General features: G+C 65.8%; 12 protein-coding genes. 11 read left to right on the top strand and 1 reads right to left on the bottom strand.

Annotation, left to right across the window (positions count from 1 at the left end):
* From FVW27_RS16120 to FVW27_RS16080, 9 genes are all read left to right on the top strand, one after another.
* Positions 1-265, top strand: a 265-nt coding sequence (locus FVW27_RS16120) for an ATP-binding cassette domain-containing protein (protein ID WP_167127070.1), incomplete at its 5' end; no start/stop codon positions are given.
* Positions 249-2,939 carry an outer membrane protein assembly factor BamA gene (bamA, locus tag FVW27_RS16115; protein WP_167127067.1) on the top strand — a complete coding sequence of 897 codons (2,691 nt, stop codon included), beginning with the start codon at positions 249-251 and terminating at the stop codon, positions 2,937-2,939. The genes FVW27_RS16120 and bamA, both read left to right, overlap by 17 nt.
* Positions 2,940-3,266: 327 nt before the next feature.
* On the top strand, positions 3,267-5,660 hold the full coding sequence (locus FVW27_RS16110) for an N-acetylmuramoyl-L-alanine amidase (protein ID WP_167127064.1): 2,394 nt from the start codon (positions 3,267-3,269) through the stop codon (positions 5,658-5,660).
* A gap of 238 nt (positions 5,661-5,898) precedes the next feature.
* Positions 5,899-6,426 carry an OmpH/Skp family outer membrane protein gene (locus tag FVW27_RS16105; protein ID WP_167127061.1) on the top strand — a complete coding sequence of 176 codons (528 nt, stop codon included), beginning with the start codon at positions 5,899-5,901 and terminating at the stop codon, positions 6,424-6,426.
* Positions 6,427-6,436: 10 nt separating this feature from the next.
* Positions 6,437-7,468 (top strand): UDP-3-O-(3-hydroxymyristoyl)glucosamine N-acyltransferase, encoded by a 1,032-nt coding sequence (gene lpxD, locus FVW27_RS16100; RefSeq protein ID WP_167127059.1) that lies wholly within the window; start codon positions 6,437-6,439, stop codon positions 7,466-7,468.
* A 1-nt stretch (position 7,469) separates the two neighbouring features.
* Positions 7,470-7,934 carry a 3-hydroxyacyl-ACP dehydratase FabZ gene (gene fabZ / locus FVW27_RS16095; protein ID WP_007527376.1) on the top strand — a complete coding sequence of 155 codons (465 nt, stop codon included), beginning with the start codon at positions 7,470-7,472 and terminating at the stop codon, positions 7,932-7,934.
* Entirely contained in the window at positions 7,934-8,734 is an 801-nt protein-coding gene (gene lpxA / locus FVW27_RS16090; RefSeq protein WP_167127056.1) for an acyl-ACP--UDP-N-acetylglucosamine O-acyltransferase, read from the top strand. Before fabZ ends, lpxA begins: the two co-directional genes overlap by 1 nt.
* A gap of 188 nt (positions 8,735-8,922) precedes the next feature.
* Complete coding sequence (locus FVW27_RS16085; RefSeq protein ID WP_167127053.1) at positions 8,923-9,768, top strand: LpxI family protein; 846 nt, start codon at positions 8,923-8,925, stop codon at positions 9,766-9,768.
* A gap of 118 nt (positions 9,769-9,886) precedes the next feature.
* A complete protein-coding gene (locus FVW27_RS16080) occupies positions 9,887-11,053 on the top strand; it encodes an aminotransferase-like domain-containing protein (protein ID WP_167127050.1) in 1,167 nt (388 codons plus the stop codon).
* A gap of 170 nt (positions 11,054-11,223) precedes the next feature.
* Here the strand turns inward: FVW27_RS16080 and FVW27_RS16075 are convergent, their stop codons facing one another.
* A complete protein-coding gene (locus tag FVW27_RS16075) occupies positions 11,224-11,685 on the bottom strand; it encodes a pyridoxamine 5'-phosphate oxidase family protein (RefSeq protein WP_167127048.1) in 462 nt (153 codons plus the stop codon).
* 211 nt (positions 11,686-11,896) lie between these two features.
* Here FVW27_RS16075 and pdxR point away from each other — a divergent pair, with 211 nt between their 5' ends.
* Positions 11,897-13,357, top strand: coding sequence for a MocR-like pyridoxine biosynthesis transcription factor PdxR (gene pdxR, locus FVW27_RS16070; RefSeq protein WP_167127045.1), 1,461 nt, complete (start codon positions 11,897-11,899; stop codon positions 13,355-13,357).
* A 108-nt stretch (positions 13,358-13,465) separates the two neighbouring features.
* Positions 13,466-13,907: hydroxyethylthiazole kinase (gene thiM, locus FVW27_RS16065; protein WP_208294844.1), on the top strand; the 442-nt coding region annotated here is incomplete at its 3' end.

The raw sequence follows: 13,907 nt of genomic DNA, 5'->3' as shown, positions 1-13,907 counted from the left end.
AAGCATAACCACGCTGTCGGGCGGCGAGCGCCAGCGCGCCGCCATCGCGCGGGCCATCCTGATGCGGCCAAAGGTGCTGCTGGCCGACGAGCCCACGGGCAACCTCGATGCGCGCACCGGCGACGTGGTGGCGCGCCTGCTGCTTGATCTCAATCGGGAACTGGGCATGACGCTCGTCATCGTTACCCATAACCGCGAATTGGCAGACATCATGGGCAGATGCCTAGAACTCAGAGCCGGAGAGCTGTATGACCAGACTCGCTAGATGGGGGCGCATCCTTGCGGTGGCCCTGCTTGTGCTCGCACACGCGGCAACCTCTCCGGCCCAGACGCCGAGGGATACCACCGTCATCGTCCTGCCCTTCCAGGTGAATGCCGGACCGGACCTCGAATATCTCAACGACGACCTGCCGGAACTCATTTCGCAGCGCCTGGTGGCGCGCGGGCTTACCGTCATTGCCCGGCAGGACACCCAGGCCCTGGTGCGCGCCCAGCACGTGACCAACCTGGACGTGTCCACCGCGCGCGACCTGTCGGTTCTGGCGGGCGCGGGCGTTGCCGTTTACGGCAGCTTCAACCAGGTGGGCGAAGGCTTCAGCATCGACGTGCGCGTGGTGGACGCCCTGGGCATCCGCGCCGCGCGCCCCTTCTTCATCCAGAAGGAAGGGCTGATCAACGTCCTGCCCGCCGTGGACGAACTGGCCGAGCGCATCTCGTCCGACCTGTTGCGCCGCAACACCCTGTCCGACGTCAAGGTGCGCGGCACCAAGGTGCTGGACCCAGACGTGGTGCTGATGCGCCTGACCACCCGCAAGGGCGACCCGGTGGACCCGGCCGCCATCAACCGCGAAGTGAAGCGCATCTGGGATCTTGGCTACTTCAGCGACGTGCAGGCCAACGTGGAGCAGGACGGCGAAGGCCTGGTCCTCGTGTACACGGTGCAGGAAAAGCCGCGCATCGAAAACGTTACCGTAGAGGGCTCGGACAAGGTGGACGTGGACGACATTCTTGCCGCCATGAGCACCAAGACCGGTTCGGTCCTCAACGAAAAGCTGCTTGCGCAGGACCTGCAGAAGGTTACCGAACTCTACCGCAAGGAAGGCTACTACCTGGCCAAGGTTTCGCACCGCATAGATTCGCGCGCGGGCGGGACGGGGGCCAGCCTGGTGCTGAAGGTGGAGGAAGGCAAGAAGCTGTACATCAAGAAGGTGGCCTTCGAAGGTGTTGAAAAGCTGGATGCCGACGACCTGAGAAAGCAACTGGCGCTGTCCGAGCGCGGCATGTTCTCGTGGATCACCGGGTCCGGCGTGCTCAAGGACGAACATCTGGAGCGCGATTCCGCCGCCATCACCGCCTACTGCATGAACCACGGCTACCTCGACGCCATGGTGGCCTCCCCCAAGGTGGACTACGAAGAGGACGGCATCATCGTCACCTTCGCCATCAAGGAAGGCCCGCGCTACAAGTTGGGCGAGGTGACTTTCGCTGGCGACCTCATCGAGCCCGACACCCGCCTGGCCGAAATCGTCAAGCTGGACGACGTGAAGAAGGAAGACGGGTTCTTCCGCTTCAACGTGATGCAGGAAGACAACAAGGCCCTTACCGATTTTTACGCCGACTACGGCTATGCCTTCGCCGAGGTGACACCCCGCACCAGGAAGCACGAGGACGAACCCGTGGTGGACGTGGCCTACACCGTGAGCAAGCGGCAGAAGGTGTACATCCGCCGCGCCCTGGTGGAAGGCAACGACAAGACCCGCGACAACGTCATCCTGCGAGAACTGCGCATCACCGACGGCGACATGTTCGAGGGCAAGAAGCTGCGCCGCAGCGCGGAACGCCTGAACAAGCTGCAATACTTCGACAGCGTGTCCACCGAACTGGTGCCCACCGAGCATGAGGATGAAGTGGACCTGAAGGTCAAGGTGAAGGAAAAGAACACCGGGGCGTTGATCGGTGGCGTGGGTTACTCCACCTACTACGAGTTCGGCGTGTCCGGCACCATCATGGAGCGCAACCTGTTCGGCAAGGGCTACCAGACCTCGCTGATGGCGTTGTTCTCCGGTCGCCGCACCGCCTACCAGTGGTCTTTCACCAACCCGCGCTACAACGATACCAACCTGTCGGTGGGCTACGACGCCTACAACATTCGTGACGAGTTCACGGACTTCAGCAAGAACACCATCGGCAACACCATCCGCTTTGCCTACCCCATCGGGGAATACACCACCGTGGGCTGGGGTTACCGACTCGACTTCTACAAGCTGTACGACATCGAGGACGACGCCGCCAAGATCATCAGGGACCGCGAAGGCGATAACGTGTCCAGCGTCGTGCATGGCCGCGTCACCCGCGACACCACCGACAGCCGCGATAACCCGACCCGGGGCAATATCACCAAGATATTCACCGAATACGGCGGCGGCCTCCTGATGGGTGACGACAACTTCTTCAAGCCTACGGCCCAAACCGAGCAATACTACCAGATTCGTCCCAACCACGTGCTGCACGGACGCATGCGCGGCGGCGTGGTGCTGGAAACCAAGGATGGCGAGGAAGTCCCGGTGTTCGAACGCTTCTACATCGGCGGCATCGACTCCATCCGCGGTTACAGTTCCAAGGATATCTCCCCGCGCGACCCGGATACCGGCGACCGCATCGGCGGCGACCGCATGGCCTTCGCCAACATGGAATACATCTGGGTGTTCCATTCCGAACTTGGCCTTGCCCTGGTGCCGTTCTTCGACATCGGCTTCAACTCCGACTCGCGGGCGGAATTCAACTGGGACGACGAAATCAAGAAGTCGGTGGGCCTGGAATTGCGGTGGCGTTCGCCCATGGGCGATCTGCGCTTTGCCTACGGCTACCCGCTTGATGAAAACCGCGAAGGCGACAAGACCAATGGTCGCTTCGAGTTCTCCATGGGCCAGTTCTTCTAGCCTGCGGAGACGCCCAACGGGGCGGTGCATCATACGCAACATGACGGGGCGCGGCGCAGGCCGCGCCCCGTTTGCGTGGCAGGCGGCAGCGCGCGGCGGCATGCCCTGTGGGCGCCGGATGCCGCTCGCCGACCGTGGCGGATAGCTCGTCCCTGCGTGCGGCGTTTGTCGGCAGGCGTGTTCGGCATATCTGCCCGGCGGGCCCGCACGCGGGTACCTGTTGCCAACGATGCGTGGGTTGCGGTAGGGTTTGCCGCCGCCGCAGCCCGTCCGGGGTGCTGCAGGCCGCACTGCGCCGTGGCCGCCCGGCGGAACCCAGGAACGGACATGCACAGGTTTTTCGCCCTCCTTCTGCTTTCCCTCACATTCGCTTGCTGCATCACCCTTCCCGCTCCGGCGAAGGCTGGCGATGCCGCGTCCGCATATGCCGCCGCAAAGAAGGAACTGGAGTCCCTTAAGCGGGACGCGCGGCGCGGTGCGCTGCGCGAACCGTGGGAGCGCGTGGTGTCCCGCTTCGACGCCACGGTCCGCGAGCATCCGCGCTGGGCCAACGTGCCGGCCGCCATGTTCCACGGCGCGCTGGCCATGGAGGAACTGGCCAGCCGCTCGTTCCGCCCCGCAGATTTCGAGGACGCCGCCCGTCGCTTCGAGCGTGTGGCCGCCAAGTACGCGTGGCATGTTCTGGCCGACGACGCGCTGCTGCATGCGGCGGACATCCGGGGCAACCGCCTTGGCGATGCCGTGGCCTCGCGCAAGCTGCTGGACACCATTCTGACCCGCTATCCCAGCGGCGACATGGCCGACCCCGCCCGCGATCTGCTGGCGGCACTTTCCGGCGGGCCCGGCGGCGATGCGCCCAAGGTGCCGGTGGCCGTGGGACGGTCCGGCCGTCTGGAGCAGGACGACGACGTGCCCGCCTCGGCGGCGGGTGATTCCGCACGGTCTGCGGGCGGCGGGGTGGCGGTGGCCTCTGCCTCGGACGGCGTTCCCGCTCCCAAAGCGCCAGCCAAGGCAAAAAAAGGCGCGCGCAGCGACCCGGCCAAGGCCGCGAAGCTGTACGCAGAGGCCCGCAAGGAACTGGATGCCGTGCGCGGCGATGCCAAACGGGCGGCCCTGCGCGAGCCGTGGCTGCGCGTGATGGCCTTGTACGAGGGCGCCCGGGATGCTGCGCCGGAAGGGGACCTGGCCCCCAATGCCGCCTACGGCATGGCCGTGGCGCAAGAGGAACTGGCCGCGCGCTCGTGGCGCAAGGACGATTTTCTCGCGGCGGTGACCCGCTACAATGAGGTGGTGGCCGCCTATCCCGATGATTCGTTGGCCGACGATTGCATGCTGCGCGCCGCGCGGTTGCGGGCCACCCGCCTGGACGACGCCGACGGGGCGCACCAGTTGCTGGAAGCGCAGCTGCGCCGCTACCCCAAGGGCGACATGGCCGGAGAGGCCCGCGCCCTGCTGGCGGACCTGACCGCCGCGCACATCACGGCATCTGTCCAATCGGGCCCGTCTGGTTCAGCAGTTCCATCTGGACAGTCGGGAAAGGCTGTGTCTCCTGCCGCCCCCGCCCCTGCCCCCGCGCGTGCGGGCAGGCCCGCCGTGCTGCGTCAGGTGTCGTGGCGGGCGGACAACGACCGGGCCACCATCACCATCGAACTTTCGCGCGAGACGGAATGGCGCAGCCAGTATGCCGCGCCGGACAACGGCGCAGGCCGCCCGCCGCGTCTGTACATCGACTTTTCCGATGCCCTGCCCGACGACGCGGTGAAGCCCGGCGCCAAGGTGTCCGGCGCGCTGCTGACGCGGGTTCGTTCAGACCAGCCCTCGTCCGGCCACACCCGGGTCATCCTGGATTTCAGGGCGCTCCGGCGGTACAAGGTGCAGGCCGTGCGCAACCCGTACCGGGTGGTCATAGAGGTGGGCGCCACAGATGCGGCCCTGCCCGATGGCCAGCGGCCCGACGATTCGCGGGTGTCCGTGCCCGTGCGCGAGGCGGACAAGGCCGCGCCGTCCACCCCGCCCAAGGACCTGGTGGAGCAACTGGGCCTGACCGTGCACACCGTTTTGATCGATGCGGGCCACGGCGGCAAGGATCCCGGTGCCATGGGCAACGGCATCGTCGAACGCAACCTGACCCTGAAGATGGCCAGAATGGTGGGCGAACGCCTGCGCCGCATGGGCTTTTCGGTCCTCTACACCCGCGACAGGGACGTGTTCGTGCCGCTGGACAAGCGCACTGCCTTCGCCAACGACAAGAAGGCCGACCTGTTCCTGTCGCTGCACGTCAACGCCAACAACGATCCGCGCATCTGCGGCTTCGAGACCTACTACCTCGACCTTGCGCGAACGGACAGCGCCACCCGCGTGGCCGCGCGTGAAAACGCCGTCAGCGAGAAAAGTCTCAGCGATCTGCAATTCATCCTCACCGACCTCATGCTCAACGCCAAGACCCAGGAATCGCGCGACGTGGCCAATTTCGTGCAGGATTCCGCCCTTGGGCGGCTGCGGCGCGACGGTTTTCCCGCCCATGACAACGGCGTGCGTTCTGCCCCGTTCTACGTGCTGATGGGGGCGCGCATGCCCTCGGTGCTGGTGGAGCTTGGCTACTGCACAAACCCGGACGAGGCGCGCCGCCTGAACTCGGAAAAGTACCTTTCCACCCTGGCCGACGGCATCGCCGAGGGCGTGGCATCGTACAAGCGCAAACTCGCCCGTTTTTCACAGTGATGTCGCACCGCTTGACGCCCCATCGACAAGGGGATAACTGACCGCGAACCCCTGCATATCGCGCCCCCTGGCGCGGCATGCGGCAGGCACCGGGGGAACGGTGCCGGCCTGACGTCGGGCGGCGTCCGGCAGTGCTTGGGGTGCCCGCGAATCGGTATCTGCCGCATCGCATTCATTGCAAGCTACGCCGGTTTCCGGCTGCCACTCATCCAAGGTGCTTTCAAAGGAGTCGCTTCGCATGCGTAGAGTTCTCATCCTGGCCGCGGCCTTCGTCCTTGCCTGGACCACCGGTGCCGTTGCCGCCGACATGAAGATCGCCATCGTCAACATGCAGGCCATCGCCTCCCAGAGCGAAGCCGCACAGGACGCCCAGAAGAAGATGAAGGCCACCTTCGGCGCCGAGAGGGACCAGCTGGAAAAGCAGGCCAACGACCTGAAGAAGAAGGCCGAGGACATGAAGGTCCAGTCTGCGGCCCTGTCCGCCGAAGCGAAGGAAGACAAGAAGGTGGAATTCATCCGCCTGAAGCGCGACCTTGAGGACAAGACCCGCGCCTTCGCCCGCAAGGTGGAATCCGCAGAAATGCGTGTGCGCCAGGAAATGGCCGCCATCATCCTGAAGGCCGCCAAGGACTACGGCGAAAAGAAGGGCTACACCCTGATCCTCGACGGCGCCGCTGCCGGCGTGGTGCATGCCGACAAGACCATCGACGTGACCAAGGAACTTCTGGAAGAAGTGAACCGCGTGTACCGCGCGGGCAAGAAGTAGCGGGGGGCTGATGGCCAGACTGCTTTCCGAGTTGGCGGGGCTGCTGGGGCTCGAACTGCGCGGTGAAGACCGCGAGATCGTGGGCGTGAACACCCTTGAGGCGGCAGGCCCCGCCGAGGTGAGCTTTCTGGCGAACCCCAAGTACACCCATCTGCTGGCGAACACCCGCGCAGGCGCGGTGATCGTGGCGGCAGAGCATGCGGACGCCGTGCCGTGCGCCCTCGTCAGTGCCAATCCGTACTTCGACTTCGGGCGTACCCTGGCCCTGTTCTCCAGGCCGCAGGGCTGCCTTTCAGGCGTGAGCGACATGGCGTTCGTGCACCCCGAGGCGGAACTGGGCGAAGGCTGCACCGTCTATCCCTTTGTATTCATCGGACCCCGTGCGCGCATCGGCGCGGGGTCCGTTCTTTTTCCCGGCGTCTACGTGGGCGAGGATTGCCGCGTGGGGGCCGGGTGCCTGCTGTACCCCAATGCGGTGCTGATGGCCGGTACCGAAATCGGCAGCGGCTGCAACCTGCACGCCGGGGTGGTGCTGGGGGCCGACGGCTTCGGCTTTGCCCGCACCGACTTCGGCATCCAGAAGATTCCGCAGGTGGGCACCGTGCGCCTTGGCAGCGACGTGGAGGTGGGCGCCAACACCGCCATCGACCGTTCGGTGCTGGGCGTGACCACCGTGGGCGACGGGACCAAGATCGACAATCTGGTGCAGATCGGCCATAACGTAGAAATGGGGCGCAACTGCCTCATCGTCTCGCAGGTGGGCATTTCCGGCTCCACCAAGGTGGGTGACGACGTTACCATGGCCGGGCAGGTGGGCGTGGCCGGGCATCTTTCCATCGGCAACGGGGTGACCCTGGGGCCCAAGTCGGGTGTTGCCAAGAGCATTCCCGACGGCGAAACCATGGGCGGCGCCCCCGCCGTGGACAAGGCCACCTACATGCGCACCCTGACCGTCATGCCCAAGCTCCCCGACATGTACAAGCGCATCGGCAAGCTCGAAAAAGAGCTTGAGGAACTGAAAAAGCTCGCCGCCAAGGAATGACATGACCGACCCCGCACAGAACATCCTCGATATCCGCCAGATTCTGGGCCTTCTGCCCCATCGCTATCCCTTCCTGCTGGTGGACAGGGTGACGGAATACGTCCCCGGCGAGTACATCAAGGGATACAAGAACGTGACCATGAACGAACCGTTCTTCGAGGGGCACTTTCCCGGCGTGCCCGTGATGCCGGGCGTGCTGATCATGGAAGCCCTGGCCCAGGCCGGGGGCATCCTGGTGGTCAAGAGCACCGACACCCCCGTGGAGGACAAGCTGTTCCTGTTCACCGGCATCGAATCGGTGCGCTTCCGCAAGCCGGTCTACCCCGGCGACAAACTGGAACTGCACTGCCGCCTGCTGCGCCACAAGCTGAAGCTGTGGAAGATGGAAGGCTTCGCCTACGTGGACGGCAAGCTGGCCGCCGAGGCGGTGATGACCGCCGCCGTGACCAACAGGGAGGACATGTAGTGGCCGCGCAGGTGCATCCTTCCGCGTTCGTGCATGAGAGCGTACGGCTTGGCGACGGCGTGGTGATCGGCCCCTGCGCCGTCATCGAAGAGGATGTGGTCATCGGGGCAGATACGCGCATCGACGCCTTTGCCTCGGTCAAAAGCCACACCCGCATGGGGGCGCGCAATCACATCCACTCCTATGCCTGCGTGGGCGGCGAGCCGCAGGACCTGAAATTTCACGGCGAAATCACCACCCTGGAAATGGGCGACGGCAACACCGTGCGCGAGTTCGCCACGCTGCACCGGGGCACCGAGGGCGGCGGCGGGGTGACCCGCATCGGCAGCAGCAACCTGCTGATGGCGTACACGCACGTGGCGCACGACTGCATTCTGGGCAACGGCATCGTCATGTCCAACGGCGCGACACTGGCCGGGCACGTGCACGTGGGTGACCATGTGATCCTCAGCGGCCTTTCCGCCGTGCATCAGTTCGTGCGCATCGGCGATCACGCCTTCGTGGGCGGCATGAGCGGCATCGCGCAGGATCTGCCCCCGTTCATGCTGGCCGTGGGCCATCGCGCCGGGGTGCACAGCCCCAACCTGGTGGGCCTGCGCCGCATGCAGGCCTCGCGCGAGCTCATCGCCGCGCTGAAAAACGCCTACCGGCTGGTCTGGAATTCCGAGGTTCCCCGCAAGGAGGCCCTGGAACAGCTGGAATACGAGCTTGGCAACTACCCCGAAGTTCTTCTATTCGTAGAATTCATTCGCGCCAGCGAGCGCGGCATTCTGCCCGCATCGCAGGGAACGCCCGTATAGCCCGTACGGAATGCACCGGCATTCCGCCAAAGGGGGAAAGCGGGCCAGGGCCCCTTTCCCCCTTTCGCCGTTTTCTGGGGGGGGGGGCGACGAGGACAGGCGTGGCACGAATGCGGCGCCATGCCCGGCTGCACGGCAAGCATACGCACGAAACACACGCACACGGCACATACCCGCACTGGAGCAGCATGAGCAACGAATCCATCGGCATCATCGCAGGCAAGGGACAGTTTCCGGCGCTGGTGGCGCGCGGTGCGCGCGCCGAAGGGCTATCCGTGGTCATGTGCGGCTTTCATGGCCACACCGACGAGGCGCTGGAGCACGAGGCGGACGCCTTCGCCATGCTGCACCTGGGGCAGCTCGGCAAGCTCATCGACTTCTTTCGCGACAACGGGGTGCGTCGCCTGTGCCTGGCCGGGGCCATCAGCAAGCCCCGCGCGCTGGACCTGCGGCCCGACCTGCGGGCGGCAAAGGTCTTGTTCCGCCTGCGGGCCAAGGGCGACGACGCCATCCTGCGTGCCGTGATCGACGAACTGGAGTCGGAAGGGCTTGCCGTGGTGCAGCCCGCCTCGCTGGTGCCCGGCCTGCGCGCGCCCGAGGGCGTGCTGACCAAGCGCCCCCCCAGTGACGAGGAATGGGCCGACATCCGCTACGGCTGGCCCATCGCCCACGTGCTGGGGCGGCTGGACATCGGCCAGTGCATCGTGGTCAAGCGCGGCATGACCGTGGCCGTGGAAGGCATGGAAGGCACCGACGCCACCCTGCGCCGCGGCGGCGAACTGGGTGGCGAGGGCTGCGTGGCGGTAAAGGTGGTCAAGCCCGGCCAGGACGACCGCATCGACCTGCCCGCGCTGGGCGCGGGCACCATCCGGGTGCTGGCCGACTACGGCTACACCTGCCTTGCGCTGGAAGCGGGCAAGACCCTGTTCTTTGACCGCGAGGAAAGCATCGCCCTGGCCGACAAGCACGACATTTCGATCATTTCCATGCCGGAAGGGTTCATGGCGGGTGAAGAGCCCGAGGTGAACAACTGAATCCGGCGCAGCGCGCATGAGAGATTCCCTCAGGTTTCACTGCGTATTCGTCAGACCCCACGCGGGCCGGTTGCCCGCATAGATAGATGCCGTCCCAAAGGCGGCGGAGGAAACTGTAATGCGTCTTGCCCAGCGCATGGAAAGCGTGCCCCGTTCCTACATCCGCGAAATCCTGAAGGTGACGGCGCAACCGGACATCATTTCCTTTGCCGGGGGGCTGCCGCACCCGGCGTCGTTCCCGGTGGACGCGGTGGCCAGCGCGGCGGCCAGCGTGCTGGAAGAAGCCGGGCCGGAAGCCCTGCAATACACCACCACCGAGGGTTTTCCGCCCCTGCGCCAATGGATTGCCGATCGCTACAAGCGGCAAGGCATCAATGTCTCGCCCGACGACATCCTGATCACCACCGGCTCGCAGCAGGCACTGGACCTGGTGGCCAAGGCGTGCATCGACCGGGGCGGCAAGGTGGTCATGGAACGCCCCGGCTACCTTGGGGCCATCCAGTGTTTTGCCGTGTTCGGGCCGGATTTCGTCACCGTGCCCCTGACCCCGCGCGGGGTGGATACGGACGCCCTGCGTCAGGCGGCCAGGGACGCGCAGGTATTCTACGCCGTGCCCAGCTTCCAGAACCCGTCCGGCATCACCTATGACGAGCAGACCCGCCGCGAGGTTGCCGACATCATGGCCGAAACCGGCTGCCTGCTGGTGGAGGACAACCCCTACGGCGAACTGCGCTTCATGGGGCAGCATCTGCCGCCGGTGCGGGCGTACGCGAGCGCGCCGTCCGTACTGCTGGGTTCGTTTTCCAAGGTGGTCTCACCGGGCCTGCGCCTGGGCTGGGTGTGTGCCCCGCAGGAGGTGCTGAACCCCATGATCACCGCCAAGCAGGCCAGCGACCTGCACACCCCCGGCTTTACCCAGCGCATCCTGCATCGCTACCTGATGGACAACGACGTGGACACCCACATCGCCTCCATCCGCGCCCGCTACGGCGCCCAGCGCGACGCCATGGTGCAGGCCATCCGTCAGCACTTTCCGGAAGAGGTGGCCTACACCGAGCCGGAAGGGGGCATGTTCCTGTGGTGTACCCTGCCTGAAGGTATCTCCGCCGAGGCGCTGTTCCACAAGGCCATCGAACGCAAGGTGGCCTTTGTGCCGGGGCGTCCGTTCTACGTGGACGAGACCGACGACACCTTCCGCCTCAACTTCTCCAACTCCAGCCCGGAACTGATCGACGAGGGCATCGCGCGCCTCGGGCAGTGCCTGCGCGAGTATCTGGGTCGATAGCGCGGGGCGGGGCATACGGGCCGCTTGCGCATTACCCTTTTGCCCGCCGACAATGTGAACCAGCAAGGGGCGTCTCACCATGATGGTGGGGCGCCCCTTTTCCATTCGCGTCCTTTACGCCCCGGTGCGACCCAGATGCGACCCTGGTGCGCCTCAGGCAATCCCAAATGCTAGGCGGGGTAGAACTTGCCCGTGCACGAGGTGGCGTCCACGGCAATGACGGCGGTCATCTTCAGCATGTTGGGCGGGTAACCCTTGCCGGCGTGCTGCGGGGTGTACTTGGCCACAATGGCGTCAAGCACGCGGGTCACGGTGGCTGTGTCCTGCACCACCGACGCCCGGCCCCGGATGATCACGCTTTCGTAGGCGGTGTTGGTGTCGCAGGGCAGGTCGGGGTGGTGGATGAGCGAGTGCATCTTGTCCACCTCGAACCCGACCATGGGGTCGCGTCTGATGTTGTGCAGCTTTTCGCCAGCAGCCAGCCCGTGGATGTAGATGGTGCCGTCCATGACGGCGAAATGGACCGGCGTGACGTACGGGCAGCCATCGGTGCCGTTGGTGGCCAGCCTGCCCACAAGTTCCGTGTCCAGCAGGTGGGCGATCTGTTCCGGCGAGAGGGGGTGGTCTTTCATTCTTGCCTGCATGGGAACCTCCGGGTAGATGTTTTCTGTCCCCGTGCTTAGTGCAATTTTAGCCAGCATGGATAGGGACAGTTCGTTTTTTCGAAAGCGGACAGCCACGGTAAGGGCAGCCGGGCGGTGTAAGCCGAGCAGAGTTGCCCGCGCCGACAGACGTGCGCGCCGGGAGTCGGCAATTCAGCCACCGTACCGCCAGGAGTGTTTGATGCTGCACCTGGATGCCGCCGCCGATGCGCCGCTGTACCAGCAGATTTACGACCAGTTGAAGCAGGACATCCTTACCGGCGCGCTGCCGCAGGGTATGCGCCTGCCGTCCATCCGCGCCCTGGCCCGCGATCTGCGCGCCGGTAAGAACACGGTGGAAAACGCCTACGCCCAGTTGGTGCTGGAAGGGTACGTGTCGGTGCTGCCGCGTTCCGGGTACCGGGTGAACGTGATCCAGCGCGACCTGCACGTACCGGAAGGCCCTGCGGCGCAAGGATGCGGAAAGGCGGAGAATCGCGAGGAGCCCGCCGCGCACCTGCCGGACTACGATTTCCATTACGGCAATCTGGATGCCGCCACCTTTCCCTACGTCGTCTGGCGCAAGCTGCTGTTCGCGGTCATGGAGGAGGCGCGGACCGGGCGCATCGCCTCCGACGGCATGCACGTGTATGGCGATGCCCACGGCGACCTGCGCCTGCGCACCGAACTGGCGGCCTGCCTGTACCGCAGCCGGGGCGTGCGCTGTACCGCAGACCAGGTGGTCATGTGCAGCGGCCTGCAACCGTCGATCATGGCGGTAACGCGTCTGTTGCGCCGCGAGTACGACGAGGCGGAGCAGGTGCCACAGGTCGCCCTGGAAGACCCCGCCTACAGCGGGGCCAGGCGGGCCTACGAGTGCTTCGGCTTTCGCACCGTTCCCATCCCCGTCAACGGCGACGGCATCGACGTGGCGGCGCTGCGGGCGTCGTCCGCGCGGGTGGTGCACATTGCCCCGTCCCACCAGTTTCCCACCGGCGCGGTGATGCCCATTTGCCGCCGCATGGAAGTCCTCAACTGGGCCACCGAGCACGGCGCGTGGATCGTGGAGGACGACTACGACAGCGAACTGCGCTACGACGGCAGGCCCATCCCCTCGTTGCAGTCCATCGACCGGCATGGTCGGGTCATCTATACGGGAACTTTTTCCAAAACGTTGTCGCCCGGCATGCGCATGTCGTACATGGTGCTGCCCGAGCAGCTGGCGGAAAGGTTCCGCACGGTGTTCGCGGGGTTCCAGTGCACGGTGCCCTGGCTGGAGCAGGCCGTGCTGGCCCGCTTCATGTCTGAAGGGCACTGGGAGCGGCATCTGCGGCGGATATGCCTGGCCAAGAAGCGCAAGCACGATGTCTTCGTGGGCACGGCCACCCGCCTGATGGGCGATGGGGTGCGCATTCACGGGCACAACGCCGGGCTGCACCTGCTGCTGGAGGTTCCCGACGGGCCGGGCGAGGCCGCGCTGGTGGAGCGGGCGGCGGCGCACGGGGTGCGCGTGTACCCGGCATCGCCGTTCTGGGCCGATGCACGGCGGTATCCGGGCAACTGCCTGTTCATCGGGTACGGCATGCTGTCCGAGGCGGACATCGCGGCGGCCTTGGAGCGCTTGCGGCAGGCGTGGTTCCCCACCGCCGCATTGCGGGGTTGACGCGGCGTCCGCCGTTCGTAAGATGCGGATGCGATTCCGGGAAGTTTCGAAATTTCCGTTGCCTGCCCCGGCAGGGACGACACGAGCAGTTCATAACAAGGAGGGCGCATGCCCCATACCGAACATATATGGCGCAACGTGGACGCCGTGCGGCGCCAGGCACCCCTGGTGCACAGCATCACCAATTTCGTGGTCATGAACGTTACCGCCAACGCGCTGCTGGCCGCCGGGGCCTCGCCCATCATGGCCCACGCGCGCGAGGAAATGGCGGAACTGGTGAACATCGTCTCGGCGCTGGTGCTGAACATCGGCACCCTGAGCGCGCCGTGGATCGACAGCATGTTCCTGGCCGGTGCCGCCGCGCGCGAGCGGGGCATACCCGTGGTGCTCGATCCGGTGGGCGCGGGCGCGTCCACCCTGCGCACCGCCACCGCCGCGCAACTCATGGAGCGGGTGCGCCCGGCCATCGTGCGCGGCAACGGCTCGGAAATCATGGCCCTGGCCGGTGCGGCGGGGGCCACGCGCGGGGTGGATTCCACCCGCGACGCGC

It is taken from the genome of Nitratidesulfovibrio liaohensis (assembly GCF_011682075.1).
GTDB lineage: Bacteria > Desulfobacterota > Desulfovibrionia > Desulfovibrionales > Desulfovibrionaceae > Cupidesulfovibrio > Cupidesulfovibrio liaohensis.
Note: the sequence above shows the minus strand (reverse complement) of the source record. Positions and strands in the feature narration are given on the sequence as shown.